19 protein-coding genes and 1 tRNA gene are annotated in these 17,691 nt (G+C 68.2%); 9 read left to right on the top strand and 11 right to left on the bottom strand.

Features of this window, described 5'->3' with window-relative positions; translation table 11 throughout:
• Positions 1–187: 187 nt before the first annotated feature.
• From ugpB to ACWPN5_RS02480, 3 genes are all read right to left on the bottom strand, one after another.
• Positions 188–1,525, bottom strand: coding sequence for a sn-glycerol-3-phosphate ABC transporter substrate-binding protein UgpB (gene ugpB, locus ACWPN5_RS02490; RefSeq protein ID WP_145682415.1), 1,338 nt, complete (start codon positions 1,523–1,525; stop codon positions 188–190).
• A 314-nt stretch (positions 1,526–1,839) separates the two neighbouring features.
• Positions 1,840–2,232: a hypothetical protein gene (locus ACWPN5_RS02485; protein ID WP_145682416.1), complete on the bottom strand. Its 393-nt coding sequence runs from the start codon at positions 2,230–2,232 to the stop codon at positions 1,840–1,842.
• Positions 2,233–2,439: 207 nt separating this feature from the next.
• Complete coding sequence (locus tag ACWPN5_RS02480; protein ID WP_200477434.1) at positions 2,440–3,570, bottom strand: PAS domain-containing sensor histidine kinase; 1,131 nt, start codon at positions 3,568–3,570, stop codon at positions 2,440–2,442.
• Between the two features lie 198 nt (positions 3,571–3,768).
• On the opposite strand from ACWPN5_RS02480, the gene ACWPN5_RS02475 reads away from it, so the two are divergent.
• Positions 3,769–4,575 carry a M48 family metallopeptidase gene (locus ACWPN5_RS02475; RefSeq protein ID WP_492294057.1) on the top strand — a complete coding sequence of 269 codons (807 nt, stop codon included), beginning with the start codon at positions 3,769–3,771 and terminating at the stop codon, positions 4,573–4,575.
• Positions 4,576–4,638: 63 nt separating this feature from the next.
• Positions 4,639–5,823, top strand: coding sequence for a multidrug effflux MFS transporter (locus ACWPN5_RS02470; RefSeq protein WP_492294055.1), 1,185 nt, complete (start codon positions 4,639–4,641; stop codon positions 5,821–5,823).
• On the opposite strand, the gene ACWPN5_RS02465 is transcribed toward ACWPN5_RS02470, so the two are convergent.
• Positions 5,807–6,280, bottom strand: a complete 474-nt coding sequence (locus tag ACWPN5_RS02465; protein WP_200477431.1) for an MgtC/SapB family protein — start codon at positions 6,278–6,280, stop codon at positions 5,807–5,809. The genes ACWPN5_RS02470 and ACWPN5_RS02465 overlap by 17 nt on opposite strands.
• A 442-nt stretch (positions 6,281–6,722) precedes the next feature.
• On the opposite strand from ACWPN5_RS02465, the gene ACWPN5_RS02460 reads away from it, so the two are divergent.
• Positions 6,723–7,859 carry a type III PLP-dependent enzyme gene (locus ACWPN5_RS02460; RefSeq protein WP_035669307.1) on the top strand — a complete coding sequence of 379 codons (1,137 nt, stop codon included), beginning with the start codon at positions 6,723–6,725 and terminating at the stop codon, positions 7,857–7,859.
• Between the two features lie 164 nt (positions 7,860–8,023).
• Here ACWPN5_RS02460 and ACWPN5_RS02455 read toward each other — a convergent pair whose 3' ends face one another.
• Entirely contained in the window at positions 8,024–8,242 is a 219-nt protein-coding gene (locus tag ACWPN5_RS02455; protein ID WP_014238561.1) for a DUF1127 domain-containing protein, read from the bottom strand.
• Positions 8,243–8,552: 310 nt separating this feature from the next.
• On the opposite strand from ACWPN5_RS02455, the gene ACWPN5_RS02450 reads away from it, so the two are divergent.
• Together ACWPN5_RS02450 and ACWPN5_RS02445 are read left to right on the top strand one after the other, a co-directional pair.
• Positions 8,553–9,239 (top strand): HAD family hydrolase, encoded by a 687-nt coding sequence (locus ACWPN5_RS02450; RefSeq protein ID WP_492294053.1) that lies wholly within the window; start codon positions 8,553–8,555, stop codon positions 9,237–9,239.
• 27 nt (positions 9,240–9,266) lie between these two features.
• Positions 9,267–9,623 carry a cupin domain-containing protein gene (locus tag ACWPN5_RS02445; RefSeq protein ID WP_492294051.1) on the top strand — a complete coding sequence of 119 codons (357 nt, stop codon included), beginning with the start codon at positions 9,267–9,269 and terminating at the stop codon, positions 9,621–9,623.
• Between the two features lie 150 nt (positions 9,624–9,773).
• On the opposite strand, the gene ACWPN5_RS02440 is transcribed toward ACWPN5_RS02445, so the two are convergent.
• The 6 genes from ACWPN5_RS02440 to ACWPN5_RS02415 all read right to left on the bottom strand — a co-directional run bounded on the left by ACWPN5_RS02440 (position 9,774) and on the right by ACWPN5_RS02415 (position 13,409).
• Positions 9,774–10,163 (bottom strand): hypothetical protein, encoded by a 390-nt coding sequence (locus tag ACWPN5_RS02440; RefSeq protein WP_492294049.1) that lies wholly within the window; start codon positions 10,161–10,163, stop codon positions 9,774–9,776.
• A gap of 150 nt (positions 10,164–10,313) precedes the next feature.
• Positions 10,314–10,718 (bottom strand): gamma-butyrobetaine hydroxylase family protein, encoded by a 405-nt coding sequence (locus ACWPN5_RS02435; protein ID WP_200477428.1) that lies wholly within the window; start codon positions 10,716–10,718, stop codon positions 10,314–10,316.
• Complete coding sequence (locus ACWPN5_RS02430) at positions 10,718–10,954, bottom strand: Trm112 family protein (protein WP_492294047.1); 237 nt, start codon at positions 10,952–10,954, stop codon at positions 10,718–10,720. Before ACWPN5_RS02430 ends, ACWPN5_RS02435 begins: the two co-directional genes overlap by 1 nt.
• A 48-nt stretch (positions 10,955–11,002) precedes the next feature.
• The gene (locus ACWPN5_RS02425) at positions 11,003–11,692 is read right to left on the bottom strand and encodes an LON peptidase substrate-binding domain-containing protein (RefSeq protein WP_492294045.1); all 690 of its coding nucleotides are present in this window, start codon (positions 11,690–11,692) and stop codon (positions 11,003–11,005) included.
• A 142-nt stretch (positions 11,693–11,834) separates the two neighbouring features.
• Positions 11,835–12,788: a tetratricopeptide repeat protein gene (locus ACWPN5_RS02420; RefSeq protein WP_492294043.1), complete on the bottom strand. Its 954-nt coding sequence runs from the start codon at positions 12,786–12,788 to the stop codon at positions 11,835–11,837.
• A gap of 54 nt (positions 12,789–12,842) precedes the next feature.
• The gene (locus ACWPN5_RS02415; protein WP_038529754.1) at positions 12,843–13,409 is read right to left on the bottom strand and encodes a prolyl-tRNA synthetase associated domain-containing protein; all 567 of its coding nucleotides are present in this window, start codon (positions 13,407–13,409) and stop codon (positions 12,843–12,845) included.
• A gap of 163 nt (positions 13,410–13,572) precedes the next feature.
• Between ACWPN5_RS02415 and ACWPN5_RS02410 the strand changes: the two genes are divergently transcribed.
• The 4 genes from ACWPN5_RS02410 to ACWPN5_RS02395 all read left to right on the top strand — a co-directional run bounded on the left by ACWPN5_RS02410 (position 13,573) and on the right by ACWPN5_RS02395 (position 17,587).
• A tRNA-Gly gene (locus tag ACWPN5_RS02410) sits at positions 13,573–13,647 on the top strand.
• Between the two features lie 711 nt (positions 13,648–14,358).
• Positions 14,359–15,036, top strand: a complete 678-nt coding sequence (locus ACWPN5_RS02405) for an RraA family protein (protein ID WP_014238571.1) — start codon at positions 14,359–14,361, stop codon at positions 15,034–15,036.
• Positions 15,037–15,128: 92 nt separating this feature from the next.
• Positions 15,129–16,058, top strand: coding sequence for an AEC family transporter (locus ACWPN5_RS02400; RefSeq protein ID WP_200477426.1), 930 nt, complete (start codon positions 15,129–15,131; stop codon positions 16,056–16,058).
• 545 nt (positions 16,059–16,603) lie between these two features.
• On the top strand, positions 16,604–17,587 hold the full coding sequence (locus tag ACWPN5_RS02395; RefSeq protein WP_145682427.1) for a Bug family tripartite tricarboxylate transporter substrate binding protein: 984 nt from the start codon (positions 16,604–16,606) through the stop codon (positions 17,585–17,587).
• The last annotated feature ends 104 nt before the right edge of the window (positions 17,588–17,691 follow it).

Genomic DNA, 17,691 nt, shown 5'->3' with positions numbered 1-17,691 from the left:
TCCCTTGGTTGTCTCCGGTTCTTTCAGCCCTCTCCCGCCCCGGGAGAGGGAAGGGGCCCGCGCCGCAGGCGTGGGAAGGGTGAGGGTGCTGCCAAGGACACCGCCTTGATCTTCGTACGACCCTCACCCGCCCGCTACGCGGGCACCCTCTCCCGGGACGGGAGAGGGGGACGAACCGCCGCGCCACTCAGTTCTTGTTGGCGCGCTCGAAGTTGCGCAGGACCGTGTCGCCGCGCTTCACCGCGTTGTCCAGCGCCTGCTGGGCGGTCTGCTGGCCCTGGAACGCCTTCTCCATCTCCTCCTGGATGATGTTGCGGATTTCCGGCAGGTTGCCCAGCCGCAGTCCCATGGTGTTCTCCGTGGTGGCGGTGCGGGTCAGCTGCTCCGCCGGCACCTCGGCGCCGGGGTTCTTGTCGTAGAAGCCTTCCTTCTTCGCCAGCTCGAAGCCCTGGAGCGTCACCGGGACGTAGCCGGTGTCCATGTGCCACTTGGCGTCCACCTCCGGACGGGCGAGGTAGCTGAAGAAGGCGGCGACGGCCTTGTACTCGTCGGCGGTGCGCTTGGGCGAGGTCATCACCCAGAAGGCGGCGCCGCCGATGATCGAGTTCTTCGGCGAGGAGATGGCGTCCGGCCAGTAGGGCAGCGGCGCGGCGCCCCAGTTGAACTTGGCCTCCTTGACGATGCGTCCGCGCAGGCCCGACGAGGCCTGGATCATCGCGCATTCACCCGACGGGAACAGCGAGTCGGCGGCGTTGTCCCGGCCGCCGTAGCGCAGCGCGCCTTCCTTCTGCAGGTCGATCAGCGTCTGGAGATGCTTCACGAAGAACGGGTCGTTGATCTTCAGCGTGGCGTTCAGCCCGCCGAAGCCGTTGGCCTCCGACGCGAAGGGCTTGTCGTGCAGCGCGCCGACCTGCTCGAACTGGGTCCAGGTCGGCCAGGAGAAGGTCATCGGGCAGGTCACGCCGGCCGCCTTCAGCTTGCGCGCCGCGTCGGCCACCTCCGGCCAGGTCGCCGGCGGCTTGTTGGGGTCGAGCCCGGCCTTCTGGAAGGCGTCCTTGTTGTAGAAGGTGATGGTGGTGGAGCTGTTGAACGGCAGGGCCATCATCTTGCCGTCCTTGGAGCTGTAATAGCCCCGGACCGCCGGGATGTAGGCCGCGGCGTCGAGGCCCGACCCCGTCTCGCTCATCAGCTGGTGCACCGGCTTGATGGCCGGGCCGGCGGACAGCATGGTGGCGGTGCCGACCTCGAACATCTGCACGACGTGCGGGGCGTTGCCGGCACGGAAGGCGGCGATGGCCGCCTGCATCGTCTCCGGATAGCTGCCCTTGAAGGTCGGGTTGACCTGGACCTTGTCCTGGCTGTCGTTGAAGCCCTTCACCACCTGCTCGAGCTGGCCGCCGAGCGGCTGGGGCAGACCGTGCCAGAATTCGACGACGGTCTTCTGCTGGGCGTGGGCGGCGCCGGTGAAACCGGCGGCGAGCGCGAAGGCGGCCGTCGAGACGGCAAGCTTGCGGCGGGTCAGCATGGTGGTCTCTCCCTGGAACCAATCGATTGCGTGATGTGCTGACATGCAGGGCGCGGGTTGCGGTCCCGCGACGGTCTTGTGAAGATTTGGTGACGTGTCCGGAACACGCGCGCAGGGGCGCGCCGCACCCGCTCCTCGCGGTTGCAACGTCGGTCCTGCGTAAGGCATGGAACGGGACTTAAGTCGGTGGCGGATGTTGCGCCGGCATCGATGGTTTTCCTCCCCGCATGTGTGTTTCTTTTTTGCAAGCCTTAAGGATAGAGGGGGAGGCTGTCAATCAGCCGTACGTATCAGTACGGACTATCACCCTTACGTCATCTCTCGGGGTGCCATGTTTGGGCGAGCGCCCACAACGCGGCGTCGTCGCGGCACAGCGACCCGGCCAGTTGCGACAGGCTGTCCCCCATCAGGCCGGAGGAACGCAGCAGGCAGTAGGACCGGCTCGGTGCCGACAGATAGTGCGACGCCGTCGGGGCCGCGACCGGCGGCGCGGGATACAGCGCGGCAGGGGGTGGGCAGTAGTAGGGCTGCGCACCGGGGTTGTAGCCGGGCACCAGCCGGTCCAGGCCGGGCCGCGGCCCGAAGACGCAGCCACGCTGATCCCACTCCAGGCTCGTCGTCTGCGCGGCGGCGGGCAGGACGGCGAAGGCGGCCATCGTCATCCCCGCCAGACAGCCGGCCAGCCGGCACCCTGCTTCGCGATGCATGCTCCCCTCCGATCCCGGGCCGCGCCCATGGGGCACCCAGACCATGACGTCGGGGCCGACGGGCCGTGAACAGCCCCCGGCCTTCGGAGGAAGTATGCGCGCTCCATGGACGTCCGGTGCGGCGCCGATGGACGGGTCGGCAAGCGCAAGCGAGGACGGCGCTCTCTGTTCGTTCGGTGGGAGGGAGGAAACGTGCTCCCCGCCCCGTCACGCCGCGCTGCTGCTCTCGACCGGCCGTTCCGCGGCGCTCGCCGCCGCCAAGGGGACGTCCACCGCGAAGACGGAGCCCTTGCCGGGCACCGAGCGCAGCGAAACCGTCAAGCCCAGCAGCGTCGCAAGGCGCCGCACAATGGCGAGGCCGAGCCCCAGCCCGTGCCGGCGGTCGCGGTTCGGGTTGCCGAGCTGGCGGAAGTCGTCGAAGATCGCCGACTGGTCGGCGGGGGCGATGCCGAGGCCGGTGTCCCACACCTCGATGCGCAGCGCAGCACCGCGCCGCCGCGCCGCCAGAAGCACGCCGCCCGACTCGGTGAAGCGCAGGGCGTTGGACAGGATCGGGCGCAGAAGCTGCTCCAGCAGAACCGGGTCGGTGCTCACCTCCGCGTCCGCGGGGCGGACGTTGAAGCGCAGGGCCTTGGCGTCGGCCTCCGGCGCGAATTCGTTGAGCAGGCGGCCCAGCGTCTCGTCGATGGGGAAGGTCTGCTCCTGCATCCGGACCAGCCCGGCCTCCAGCTTCGACACGTCCAGCAGGGCGCGCAGCAGCCCTTCGGCCGCCTCGATCGACATCTCCAGCTTCTCGCCGAGGTCGCGCGCGCCGGGATCGGTCAGGCGCCCCATCAGCAGATGGTGGAAGAGATGCATGGCCTGGAAGGGCTGGCGCAGGTCGTGGCTGGCGGCGGACAGGAAACGACCGATGGCGGTGCGGCCCGTCTCGGCCTCCTGGCGGACCCGCTCGGTCTCGGCCTTCGCCCGCTCGGCCTCGGCGCGGGCGGCGGCCAGGGCGGCGGCGTTGGTGTCGGCGATGGCGGCGACCGCGGTGACGATCCCGTCCGCGTCGCGCACCGGGCTCAGCACCATCTCGCCCCGGGGCAGCAGGCCGAAGGCCGACGCCGGGGTCCCGGTGAGGACGACGCGTCGGACCTGCGCCTCGACCTGGGCGACGATGGCCGCGGGAACATCCAGATCGGCTAGGCCCTTGCCCTCCACCTCCTCCGGCAGGCAGCCGAAGGCCGCCGCAAAGGCTTGGTTGACGACGAGAAGCCGCGCGTCCAGCCCAAGAAGAGCGTGAGCGGCGCCGTTGGCGGAGACCAGAGCCTCAAGCCAGATCGCACGATCCGTCATATGACTTTCGGTTGAGTTCTTTCCGGTATACTCGGCCACGACTTCACCACAAGGACTGGAATTACAGCGCATTTATCCGGCCACTTGGGCCTCCAAGTCAAATATCACATGCAAATCTCACTTGGGACAAATTCCGTTTGAATGCGAAAGAGCACGCCCCCATTGGCCCCGGCGGGCCACGCGGGCTATAAGACAGGTATGTTCTTCCGCCGCAAATCCCAGCCCTCCAAACCCCCGTCCCCCCGCCCCAAGGCGCCGCGCGCCCTGGCGGTCGCCGGGCTGCCCGTGCCGCTGGAGTTGCGGGAAAGCGCCCGCGCCCGCCGCATGACCCTGCGGGTGGACGCCGGGCGCGGCTTGATCCAGGTGGTGATCCCGGTGGGCGTTCCAGAAGCGGAGGCGCTGCGCTTCGTCGGGCGGCACGACGGCTGGGTGCGGGCGCGGCTGGCCGCCCTGCCGCCGCAGTTGCCCTTCGCCGACGGGGCGGTGGTGCCCTATCTCGGAATCGACCACCTCATCCGCCACAGCCCGGACCTGCGCGGGGCGACCCGGCGGGAGGACGGCGCGATCCTGGTCGGCGGCCGGGCGGAGCATGTCGCCCGCCGGGTGCGCGACTTCCTGATGGCGGAGGCGCGGCGCGAGCTGGCCGAGCGGTCGCGCGCCAAGGCCGCGCTGATCGGCGCGCGGGTCGCCGCCGTCACCGTGCGCGACACCAAGAGCCGCTGGGGAAGCTGCTCGGCCACCGGGCGGCTCTCCTTCTCCTGGCGGCTGATCCTGACGCCGGAGTCCGTGCTGGATTACGTGGTGGGGCACGAGGTGGCGCATCTGCGCGAGATGAACCACTCCCAGCGATTCTGGACGCTGTGCGCGCAGCTGACCGGCGACGTGCGCACGCCGCGCCTCTGGCTGAAGGCCAACGGCGCGCGGCTGCTGCGCTACGGCGAGGGAAGCGGCGAGGACGCGGAAATGGTTTCACCTGCAAATGACGGTCATGCCGAAACGCCGTGACGGGGTCGCGCCAAGCCTCTGCTAGAGTGCGCCTCCCCCATTGTTCCCGGCCCGACCCTCTCCATGCCCCGTCCCGATTCCCTGACCGTCCGCGTGCTGCTGACGGCGCTCGTCGCCTTCGGTCCGCTGTCCACCGACCTCTACCTGCCCTCGCTGCCGACCCTGGTCAGCGTGTTCGACACGGACATCGCCACGGTGCAGCTCACCCTGTCGGTCTTCCTCGCCGGCTTCGCGGTGTCGCAGCTCGTCTACGGGCCGGTGTCCGACCGCTTCGGGCGGCGGCCCGCCCTGCTCGGCGGCATCCTCATCTATCTGGTGGCGAGTGCGGCCTGCGCGCTGACCGACGACATCGAGACGCTGATCGTCGCGCGCTTCTTCCAGGCGCTGGGCGCCTGCTGCGGCCCGGTGGTGGCGCGGGCGGTGGTGCGCGACGTCTTCGGGCGCGACCGCGCGGCGACGGTGCTGGCCTACATGGCGATGGCCATGACGTTGGCCCCCGCCGCCGGCCCGATCCTGGGCGGCGTCCTGACGGAGTGGTTCGGCTGGCGGAGCAACTTCCTGCTGCTGACGGGCTTCGCCGCGCTGATCCTGGCCGCCACCTGGGCCCTGATGGGCGAGACCAACGCCAACCGCGACGAGACGGCGCTGCAGCCCGGACGACTGCTCGCCAACTACGCGCTGCTGCTGCGCGACCGCAGCTTCGTCGGGCAGATGCTGACGGTGGCCTTCGCCTACAGCGGTATCTTCGCCTTCATTTCCGGGTCCAGCTTCGTGCTGATCGGGCGGCTGAACCTGACGCCCGCGCAGTTCGGGGGAAGCTTCGCCGCGGTGGTGCTGGGCTACGCGGTGGGCTCCTTCCTGGCCGGGCGGCTGAGCGCGCGGCTGGGCGGACCGCGGATGATCCGCACCGGCACGGCGGTGTCGTTGGCCGGCGGGCTGCTCGGGGTCGGGCTGGCGCTGGGCGGGGTGCTGCATCTGGCGGCGGTGGTCGGTCCCGTCTTTCTTTTCATGCTGGGCGCCGGGCTGACCCTGCCCAACGCCATGGCCGGGGCGGTCGGCCCCTACCCGATGATGGCCGGGCTGGCCTCCTCGCTGGTCGGCTTCGTCCAGATGACCGTGGCGGCGCTGATCGGCGTGGCCCTCGGCCACTCCCACGCGGACAGTCCGCTTCCCATGATGACGGCGATCGGGCTGGTCGCGCTCGGCGGCGCGCTGGCGCACCGGCTTCTCGTCAGTCCTCGGACTTGACGGACTCAGGTATCCAGCGCAGGACGTAGGAGAAAACGATGGTGACGGCGAGGCAGAGCGCCAGCGCCATCCCCGCCAGCACGTAGAACCCGGCGCCGCAGGCGATGCCCAGCGCGCCGGCCATCCAGATCACCGCCGCGGTGGTCGCCCCGCGCACCGTGGTCCCGGCGCGGAACATCACTCCGGCGCTGATGAAGCCGATGGCCTGGGCGATGCCCTGGATGACGCGGGTGGGATCCATGTCGCCCCCGCCGGTCCCCTTCCCGGCCATGCCCCAGTAAAGCTCCAGCGCAACCAGGGTGGTCACCGCCGCGCTGATGGCCACCAACGTGTGGGTGCGCAGCCCTGCCGCCTTGCCCCGGATCTCACGGTCGAGTCCCAGCGCCGCCCCGCAAACCGCCGCCGCGGCCAGCCGGGCCGCCATGTCCCAGACCGGAATGGCCGTACTCAAGTCCATGTTATTCCTCCCTATTTTTACCTTTGCGTAACGCTTGCTACTTTTTTGCGCCCGGTCGCATTTTTCACTTTAAAAGGCGGCCGGTTCGATCTATGTAACCGCAACTCGCAAGCGCACGTGCCGCTGGCCCGCCCCTCGTCCTTTTCGAGATGTGGTTATGCAACGACGTAACGCGTGATCCCCGACCGTCCCTTAAGCAAGGCGGCGTCTTGGAGGTTACGATGGTTCATGTTGTTGTGGGTGGGCGCCGGCTCACCCGTCTCCGACTCTTTCCGGTTCTGTCCCGTTCAGCTCTTCCCCGCAAGGCGACACGGCAGTCCAGTATGGGCGGCCTGAGCGCCTGACCGTCTTTTCTTTTTGACCGGTCAGCAGCGCGCGGCCGCTCCGCCCCTGCTTTTTCACAATTCGTCCGACACCTTCATCTTGCGTCCGGGAGACTGAGATGACCGATAAGATTGCGCGCTTTTTCGAAGAGCAGCGTCCGCAGACCCCGTGCCTCGTCGTCGATCTGGACGTCGTGGAAGCGAACTACCACGACCTGGAGGAAGCTCTCCCGGACGCCAAGATCTTCTACGCTGTGAAGGCCAATCCGGCGCCGGAGATCCTCGGCCTGCTGACCCGTCTGGGCTCGGCCTTCGACACCGCCAGCGTCCCGGAAATCCAGATGGTTCTGGCCGCCGGCTGCGCGCCGGAGCGCATTTCCTACGGCAACACCATCAAGAAGGAAGCGGACATCCGCCGCGCCTTCGAGCTGGGCGTGCGCCTGTTCGCCTTCGACAGCGAGGCGGAGCTGGAGAAGATCGCCCGCGCTGCCCCCGGCGCCCGCGTCTTCTGCCGCATCCTGACCTCCGGCGAGGGCGCCGAGTGGCCGCTGTCGCGCAAGTTCGGCTGCGACCTCGCCATGGCGCGCGAGCTGCTGCTGAAGGCCAAGGGCATGAACGTCGTTCCCTACGGCGTGTCCTTCCACGTCGGCTCGCAGCAGAAGGACCTGATGCAGTGGGACCACGCCATCTTCCAGGTGGCGCAGCTGTTCCGCGAGCTTGAGGTGCTGGGCGTCGACCTCGGCATGATCAACCTGGGCGGCGGCTTCCCGACCCGCTACCGCACCGACGTGCCGGAGACCACCGCCTACGGCCAAGCCATCTTCGAGTCCCTGCGCACCCACTTCGGCAACCGCCTGCCGGAAGCCATCGTGGAGCCGGGCCGCAGCATGGTCGGCAACGCCGGCATCATCGAGAGCGAGGTCGTCCTCGTCTCCCGCAAGTCGGCCAATGACGTGAAGCGCTGGGTCTATCTGGACATCGGCAAGTTCAGCGGTCTCGCCGAGACGATGGACGAGGCGATCCAGTACCCGATCCAGGTGATGGGGGACGACGGGGAAGGCGACACCGAGGCGGTCGTGCTGGCCGGCCCGACCTGCGACAGCGCCGATGTGCTCTACGAGCGCGCCGAGTACAAGCTGCCGATGGACCTGAAGGCCGGCGACCGCGTGCGCATCCACGCCACGGGCGCCTACACGACGACCTACTCGGCGGTCTGCTTCAACGGCTTCGCCCCGCTCCAGCAGATCTGCATCTGATCGGGCGGCGTTTCGGCCAAGAAAAAGGCCACTCTTCCTGCGGGAGGAGTGGCCTTTTCTTTTAACCGCTTGTGGAACCCCCGAGACCCGAACGCGAAAAGGGCCGCTCCCTTAGACAGGGGCGGCCCTTTTCCTTGCGGTCTCCCGCAGCCGTAACGGCGGCATCAAGCCTTCCAGAACGGCTTGCTGATCTCACCTTCGACGTCGATCTGGGAGATGCCGATGTCGTGCAGCATCCGGTCGTCCAGCCGAGCCAGTTCGCGGCGGGTGATGGTGCGCTGCCGCCACAGGGCGAACGTGTCCAGAACGCTGTCCAGCACATACGCCACCGGAGCAGGGCGCAGGGTACGGCCGGCGGGGGCCGTGCGCAGAGCGATTGCCATGGTGGTCATCCTATCTTTGAAGGTCCCGAGGGGGCCTGCCGGAAGTGGCCGCCGCGCCCTCGCTTTGTGAGAAAGAATATTGCTCATCCCGCGCAAACCCGCCACCGCCATGTGGGTATGCGAGCCGTGAGCTTTCTCGATAGCTGTCGTAGGAATATCACCGATGCAAGAATAATGGACGAATGCACAGCTTTTGGGCGTCACAAATTGTGCAGTTCACCAACAAACCGGGTTTGAAACGGAGCGCTGGACAGGCGCCGCGGGGCGTCCTACCTCTGATCCGACCGTCGTCCGACACCGAGTTCTTCCCATGATCGACACCATCGCCTTCGACGGCGACGACACGCTGTGGCACAACGAGTCCCTGTTCTCGATGACGCAGGACCGCTTCCGCGCGCTGCTCACCAACCATCTGGCCGATCCCGCGGACATCGACCGGCGCCTGCTGCAGGCCGAGCGCGAGAACCTCCGCGTCTACGGCTACGGCATCAAGGGCTTCGTCCTGTCGATGATCGAGACGGCGGTGGACCTGACCGACGGGCGCATCGGCGGTCGGGACATCCAGAGCCTCGTCGAGTTCGGCAAGGCGATGCTGGAACACCCGGTCGACCTGCTCGACGGGGTGCAGGAGGTGGTGGAGGGGCTGTCCGGACGCTACCGTCTTCTGCTCGTCACCAAGGGCGACCTGTTCGACCAGGAAAGCAAGATCGCCCGCTCCGGCCTCGCTGGAAAGTTCGACGCCGTCGAGATCGTCAGCGAGAAGGACCCGGCCACCTACCGCCGCCTGCTCGACCGCCACGGGGTGGACCCGGCGCGCTTCGTCATGGTGGGCAATTCCGTGCGGTCGGACATCCTGCCGGTGCTGGCCGTCGGCGGCCACGCCGTCCATGTGCCCTACCACGTCACCTGGGCGCACGAGGTGGCCGAACCGCCCACCGAGAACTACCGCCGCATCGACAGCCTGCATGGCCTGCCGCCGCTGCTCGCCGCTTGGTGAAAAGAACCTGGTGAAAGGGAGACCGTGATGAGCTTCGCCCTGCTGACCGACCCCGCCCGCCCCACCGTGGAGCCCGAGACCGGCGGCCCGGCACCCGACCGCGTCATGTCCGGCGCGCCGGTCTTCACCACCTGGAACGAGTACGAGTCGGCGGACGGCAAACGCTTCGCCGGGGTCTGGCGCTCCACCCCCGGCTCCTGGCGGATCGTCTACGACGAGTGGGAGCATTGCGAGATCCTGGAGGGCACCAGCACCATCAGCCACGCCGACGGGCGCCGCTGGACCGTCGGCCCGGGGGACCGCTTCACGCTGGAACCCGGCTTCGAGGGCGTGTGGGAGGTTTTGGAGACCACGACGAAACGCTACGTGGTCATCCTGCCCTGAGGAGATCACGCCATCCTTAGCCCTCTCCCCTCCGGGGAGAGGGTGGCCCGGAGGGCCGGTGAGGGGGATGCGCTTTTGCCGGACGCACTGCCGCGCTCACCCCCCTCACCCTAACCCTCTCCCCGGAGGGGAGAGGGAACACCAAGCGCTTCAGCCGCGCACCCCGAACAGGTGGACGACGCCCAGATCGGCGCGGTTCAGAACGACGACCGCCTTGCGCCCGATCTCCACGGCCAGCGCGGCGAGCGCCATGATCGACACCACCAGGACGATCCGCGCGATGTCGCGCGCCCAGGCGCGCCGCTTGCGCCGCCGGGCCGCCAGATGCGCGGCCAGCTTTTGCCGCAACGCGCTGCCGCGCCGCCCATAGCCGCGCGTCCATCCACCCCAGCCACGCTCCGTGGGTGGCGGATCATCGCGCGGATCTTCCGGCGCGGACGTGGTGGGAACCGGCAGCCCGGCACCGCCCGCTGGCGCCGAACCGGTGTTGGGCGCGGCGGTTTGGCGGGCGGTCGCGCCGGTCGGGTCGGTCGCGGTCACGGCGGTCATCCTGCGGCGGAGGAACGGTCGATGGGCCGTTATCTACGCCCTTTTCATGAAAGAGCAACACGCCACACCCCGGCGCCCGGAAAGGCCACATGGAAACCAGCGGGGCCGCGACCGGATGCCGCACCCCGCCTTTCCATCCCGTCAGCGCCGGCCGCGGGGATCGCGGCTCAGGCCCTTGGCCTCCAACTCCGCCAGATACTCCGCCCACAGGCGCTCCTGGTCCTCGCCCAGCTCGTACAACAGCTTCCAGGAGTAGATGCCGCTGTCGTGCAGGTCGTCGAAGACGATCCGCAGGGCGTAATGGCCGATGGCCTCCAGGCTCATGATGCCGACGTGGCGGCGGGCCGAAACGGTCTGCTTCTGGCCGGGACCGTGGCCCTGCACCTCGGCGCTCGGGCTGTGGACGCGCAGGAACTCCGCCGGGTAGGAGAAGGTCTGGCCGTTGTCGAAATCGACCTCCAGCCGCTTCTCCTCCTTCTTCAGCCGGACTTCCACCGGCCAGTGCTTGGTGCCGAAGGCGTCCGACGCGAATTGCTCGTCGGACATCAGGCGGCTCCCGGCTTCCCGTCGAGGCTGCGGGCCTCGTCGATCAGCATGATCGGAATGCCGTCGCGGATCGGATAGGCCAGCCCGGCGCGGTCGCTGATCAGCTCGGCGCGCTCGGCGTCGTAGCGCAGCGGCCCCTTGGTCAGCGGGCAGACGAGGATTTCCAGAAGCTTCGGATCGACGCGCGCCTGCGTCTTGCCGTCGGCGGGCGTGTCGTCGTTGGGGTGGGCGCTCATGGATCGGGCCTCGCAGTCGGAAAGTGCAGTGTCGGTCGAAGGGAACGGTCAGTGACGCAGCGCGTTGCCGCCGTCGCCCTCATGGCCGTCGAGAATGGCCATCTCGACCAGGGCGATCAAGAGCTTCGCGCGCTCCGGCAGGTCCGGCGTCTCCAGAAGGGCCTGCTTTTCGCTGGGCGAGAAGGGGCAGATCATCGCCAGCGAGGTGACCAGCCGCTCGTCCGGGGTGCCGTCGATGGCCTTCCAGTCCACCGACAGCCCCTGCATCTTGAAATAGCCCTTCAGCCCGGCCAGCAGACGCGCACGATCCAGCCCGCCGCCGTCGACCCCGCCGCGCTCCAGCGGGTCGATCAGGTCGCCGGAGAAGCGGTCCCAGTCGGCGGCAACCCGGCGGTAGCCGCGCTGGCCGTCCAGCTCCCGCATGATGGCGAAGCGGCTGACCCCGGTCAGGGTGATCAGGTAGCGGCCATCCTCGGTCTCGGCGAAGCTGGTGATGCGTCCGGCGCAGCCGGTGCCGTAGACCGCCGGCTCGCGCAGGCGGCAGGCCGGATCGGTCGGCTGGACCATGCCGATCATGCGGTCGCCGGCCAACGCGTCCTCGACCATCGCGAGGTAGCGCGGCTCGAAGATGTTCAGCGGCAGACGCCCGCGCGGCAGCAACAGGACCCCCGCGAGCGGGAAGATCGGGAGCTGCCGCGGGAAGCGGTCCGGTGACGGGTCGATGGGGTTCCGGCTCATGCGACGAATATAGAACCCCCGGACACGGCGAACAGAGCGCCCACGAACAGAGCGACGGCGAACGAAGCGGCCTTCGACGAAACAGACTCGAACGAAACGGACTCGCGGCCCGGAGTCGCCCCCGGGCCGCGGGCCTCCGTGATCAGCGGAACAGGATCGAGGACAGGCGGCGGCGGCTCTGCACCGTCAGCGGGTCGGTCGGGCCGAAGGCCTCGAAGAACTTGACGAGCTGCTTGCGGGCGGCCTCGTCGTTCCAGGCGCGGTCGCGGCGCACCAGCTCCAGAAGCTCGTCCACCGCGGCCTCGCGCTTGCCGGCGGCGAACAGGGCGAGCGCGAGGTCGAAGCGGGCCTCGTGGTCGTCCTCGTTGCGGGCGACCTTTTCCGTCAGCTCCGGGATCGGGCCGGCGTTGGCGGCCTGCTCGGCGACCTCCAGCGCGCTGCGCACCGCGGCGATCTCCTTGTCCTTGGCGATCTGCTCGGGCACCTTGTCGAGCATCTGCTTGGCGCGGGCCAGCTCGTCGTTGACGATCAGGCAGCGGACCAGCCCGGCGTAGGCCACGGCGTTCAGGTTCTCCGGATCGGCCTGCAGGATCTCGCCGTAGATCTCCGACGCGGTCTGGGTGTCGCCGGCCTCCAGCGCCTCCTTGGCCTGGGCCAGCGCCTCCTCCAGGATGTCGCCCTCGCCGCCGCCCGCAGCACCGGCCAGCTTCAGCAGCTTCTCCACGAAGGCCTTCACCTGCGACTCCGGCAGGGCGCCCATGAAGCCGTCGACCGGACGCCCCTGGAAGAAGGCGTAGACCGCCGGGATCGACTGCACGCGCAGCTGCGAGGCGATCATCGGGTCCTTGTCGGTGTCGATCTTGACCAGCCGCACCTTGCCCTTCGCGGCCAGCACCGTCTTTTCCAGGATCGGGCCGAGCTGCTTGCACGGGCCGCACCAGGGCGCCCAGAAATCGACGATCACCGGCACGGACTGCGACGCCTCGATGACGTCGGCCATGAAGGCGCGGTCGCTGCTGTCCTTGATCAGGTCACCGGCGGCGGCGGGAGCGGCGCCGGCGGCGACGGGCTTGTTGGCGGGCGGAATGGAGAACATGGCGGTCACGTATCCCTTTGCGATCTCGCGTGATAGATGAGCGCACGGGGCGCGTTAAGCAAGCGTCGGCTGAGAGTCCGGCGGCTCCTCGCCGAAGGGCACGATCAGCGGCTCGTGCCCGCCGGCCCGCAGGAAGCGCAGCAGGTCCGCGGCGGCGATGGCGGTGGTGCGGTCGTTCAGCAGCGGGTGGTAGTTCAGCGGGTCGTGGGCCAGCATCTGCTCCTGCAGCACCACCCTCACCCGCCGCTCGCGGTCGTTGACCACGGAGAAGGGTGTGACCGAACCCGGCCGCACGCCGAGATGCCGCCACAGCCGGTCGGCCGAGGCGAAGGACAGCCGCGCCGACCCGATCACCTTGTCGAAGCGGTTCAGCTCGACCCGCGCATCCTCCAGAGCGACGACCAGCCAGTGCTGCTCCTTCTTGTCCTTCAGGAACAGGTTCTTGCAATGGCCGCCGGGCAGCGCGCCGCGCAGCGCCTTGCTTTCCTCCACCGTGTGCAGCGGCGGATGGCGGTGGGTCACGGTGCGGATGCCAAGCGCCGCGAGATGCTCCAGGAGCTGCTCCGGGCTCGTCGGCAGCGGCTCCTCGGCCCTGCCCTCGGGGGTGTCGCGGGTGTCCATGGAGTCATCTTTAGCGACGCCGGAAACATTCGTCCGGGAAAATCTGTTTGGGCGCCCGAGAAAAGTGAAACATGACGCTTGCATTGCGCCGATCCATGAGTATAGTCCGCCGCACGCCGCCGGACGGCACCGAACAACGGTCCGAACGGCAGCGAAACGGAGCGCGGGCGTAGCTCAGGGGTAGAGCACAACCTTGCCAAGGTTGGGGTCGAGGGTTCGAATCCCTTCGCCCGCTCCATTCTCCCGACGGGGGCGGTGGCCTTTCGGAGGGAAACAGGACGGTTGATGGAAAGGCTGGACCTTCGGGTGCCGGCCTTTTTCGTTTTTCCCTTCCGCCTCCCCTTTCCCTTCCGCCTCCCCGCGCGTTGCGCTTTCGCAACCGGCGCCGTCGCTTTGAAACCGAGTCCGCCTGGAACGCCGCGTTTGGACCGTTCCCGTCCACCGGCCGCCACCGGCCCCTCGCCTCCCCCACCACACCAGCCCCGAACCGACGCAGCCATACAGCGCGCCAGCCGCGGAAAGCCGCAATTTAAAGGCGCAGGCTTCAGCAAATGACATGCCTTTGTAGGTTATTCGCGTCGCACATACCGCACATGAAGACGTGAACAAATTTACTCGTTGGCAACCTACTTGCGTATGACCCCCGGAAGGACTAAGCTTCAAAGACGAAACAAATAGAACTTTTATCCGATTAGGGTTGTATGCACCATGGATGGTCTGGTCGCGTCGGACGGGCCGAGCCCGTGACTTTCCCGGATAGGACGTTCCTGTCCGGCCGGCGTCCGCCGCTCCGGCAACACCGGCCCTCCCCCGCCTGATCGTCACCGGCTCCGCTGTCGTCGCGCTGCGACCGGCGGTGCCGCTGGTCGCGCTTCCAAGCCCCGCTTCGTACAGCCCCGACGATAAGCCAGCCCAGACGGCAAACCATCCAGACGACGAGGTCCTCCCCATGGCTATGCAACGCTACATCGTGAATTTTCCGCGCCTGTCCCCGGACATGCTGGAGATCTGGAAGACGGTCCCCAGCAGCATCGCGTCCGACGTGCAGAACCGCTGCCAGAGCATGGACGCCCGGATCAAGCCCTGCGCCCCGGGCATGCGCATCTGCGGGCAGGCCCGCACCGCCGTGTCGATGCCGGGCGACAACAGCATGCTGCTGACCGCCTGCAGCCTGGCTGAGCCGGGCGAGGTGGTGGTGGTCGCCGGCGCCGGCCTGGAGGAGGTGGCGCTGGCCGGCGAATGGGTGGTCCGCGGCTGCAAGTCGCGCGGCCTGGGCGGTCTGGTGATCGACGGCTCCGTCCGCGACCTCCAGGAAATCCGGACCATCGGCTTTCCGGTCTTCGCCAAGGGCTCGGTCCCGCGCGGCCCGCACAAGGCCTTCGGCGGCAAGATGGACGTGCCGGCCGGCGTCGGCGGCATGGTGGTCAACCCGGGCGACCTGATCATCGGGGACGACGACGGCGTGACCGTGGTGCCGCTGGCCGTGATGGACGAGGTGCTGCGGCGCTGCCTGGAGCTGATGGCCAAGGAGAAGATCTGGTCGCAGCAGCTCGACGCCGGCAAGTCGCTGATGGAGGTGCTGGGCGTGCCGGAACCGGAAATCGTCGAGACGCCCACCCTGCGCTGACCCCCGGGCGCTGCCCCCCGGCATCCGCCGGACCACGCGCCCCGGCAACCCGCACAGCCCTTCGAGCCGCCCCAAGACCGGTTTCCGCCGCCATGACGCTCATCTTTCAAATCGTGCTGCCGATGTTCGTCCTGGTCGCGCTCGGCTTCTACGCCGGGAAATCGGGCAATTTCAGCAACACGGCGGCTCAGGGGCTGTCGCGCTTTCTCGGCATCTACGCCCTGCCCGCCCTGCTGTTCGCGGCGATGGCCAAGGCGAAGATCCCCGATCCCATCGAATGGGGCTTCGTGGCGTCCTTCTTCGTCGCGGCCTTCATCATCTTCGGGTTGGGTGCGGCCTGGATGCTGTCCATCCGGCGGCGGGACGAGGCGGCGATCGGCGGCTTCGCCCCCTCCTTCTCCTCCATCGGCCTGCTCGGCGCGCCGATCCTGATGGACGCCTACGGATCGTCGGTGGCCATCCCGGTGATGCTGCTGATCCTGTTCCAGTCACCGCTGCTCTTCACCACCGCGACGATGATCGCCGAGGCGCAGCGGACGGCGGGCGGACGGCCGGTCGCCGCCGCGGTCAACGCCGTCAAGGCGACCCTGCTCAGCCCGATGATCCTGTCGATCGTCGTCGGCATGGGCTTCAACCTGAGCGGCGTCCATGTGCCGGACGCGGTCATGAAGGCGGCGGACTACGCCGCGGCCACCGTCCTGCCCTGCGCCTGCTTCACGCTGGGCACCTCGCTGTCCTTCGGGAAGCTGTCGGGCAAGTTCGGCCAGGCGCTGGTCCTCGCGGTGATGAAGACCGTCCTTCACCCGGTGCTGACCTGGGTGCTGGCGGTGGAGGTGTTCCATCTGCCGCCGGACTGGCTGGCCCCCGCCGTGACCGCGGCGGCGCTGCCCATCGGCGTCAACGTCTACGCCTTCGCCGAGCGCTACCAGACGGGGCGGGAGCTGGTGTCGATGTCGCTCCTGCTGTCCACACTGATGTCCCCGATCTCGATTTCGGTCGCCTTCATGGTGGCGATGGGCTGACGCGGTCATTTCGCCGCAGGCCGGTTTCATTATGCGTCCATTTGACGCTTGTCACCCAAGCCCGATCGCACGGGAATCCCAAAGAATGCGCCGAATGGAAAGCATTCTTCGAAAATCACCGCAATATCGGCGTGATGAGCGCGGTCAGCACGATTGATGCACGAACAACGACGTTGTATCTTCCACCCTGAGGCGTCGAAACCGCCTCAGTGGATCGATTGTACGGCGTTGGGTCTATGAACCGCTCCTTTTTCCGAGACACACCATCGGAGTCCGCCGCAGCGCCGGCGAGGGGATCGGCCACCCACGGAAACAGACATACTGAAGTATGCATCCCTCTTGTCGAAGGACGAGACGGGTTTTCGTGCCGCTTCTGACCGATTTGTTTCAATGACGACAAATACCCGCCGATCCATCTTTACGAGAATTTCAGAAAAGGAGTCCCAGCCTGTGTCCGCATCGGGACGGGCGGGATCTCCCGGGACCCCGCCGCGTCCGCGGGCAAGGGGGTCTTCCGCAATACCGCAGGAAAGAAGGGCATCCAGATGATCATTCGCAGCAAGTTCCTGGCGCTGGCGACCGGGACCCTGGCGCTGGCCATGTCGACGACCGCGCTGTCGACGGCCCAGGCCGCCTATCCCGAGAAGGCGATCACCGTGGTCGTCGCCTACGACGCCGGCGGGTCGACCGACGTGACCGCCCGCCTGCTGGCGCCCTTCATCGAGAAGCACCTGGGCGGCGCCCGGATCGAGGTGGTGAACAAGCCGGGCGCCGGCGGCGAGATCGGCTTCGCGGCCATCGCCGACGCCACGCCGGACGGCTATTCCATCGGCTTCTGCAACACGCCGAACATGGTGTCGATCCCGATCGAGCGTCAGGCCCGCTTCTCGGCGGACCGGCTGGACCCGCTGGTCAACGTCGTCGACGACCCCGGCGTGTGGAGCGTTCCCGGCGACAGCACCTTCAAGACGCTGAAGGACGTCGTGGAGCACGCCAAGGCCAACCCGAACACCGTCACCGTCGGCACCACCGGCGTGGGCTCGGACGACCAGCTCGCCATGCTGCTGGTGCAGCGCCAGGCGGGCGTTCAGTTCACCCACGTGCCCTTCTCCGGCTCCGCCGCCAACTACAAGGCGATGCTCGCCAAGAAGATCCAGATCAGCGGCCAGAATCTCGGCGAGGGGCTGCGCGGCCAGGCCTCCGACCAGATCCGCGTGCTCGGCGTGATGAGCAAGGAGCGCTGGAAGGCCGCCCCGGACATCCCGACCTTCGCGGAACAGGGCTACCCGGTGCTGATGGCCTCGCTGCGCGGCGTCTGCGCGCCGAAGGGCCTGCCCGCCGACATCCGCGCCAAGCTGGTGGACGCCGTCACCAAGGCGGCGACCGATCCGGAGTTCATCGCGAAGGCCGAGGCCAAGGAGACCTTCCAGCCGCTGCGCGTCCTCAGCCCCGACGCCTTCGCGGCGGAGCTGAAGCAGCTCGACACCGAGCTGAAGTCGCTGTGGCAGTCGTCGCCCTGGCTGAAGTGATCCGGGGCTGACGCGACCCCGGCGGATTGCTCCGTCCGGGTGCCGCCCATCCCCGAAACCGCCCGCCGCCGGCCGCCGGCCGGCGTCGGGTGCGGTTCCAGCCC

Source organism: Azospirillum sp. UENF 211521 (assembly GCF_058780535.1).
Note: the sequence above shows the minus strand (reverse complement) of the source record. Positions and strands in the feature narration are given on the sequence as shown.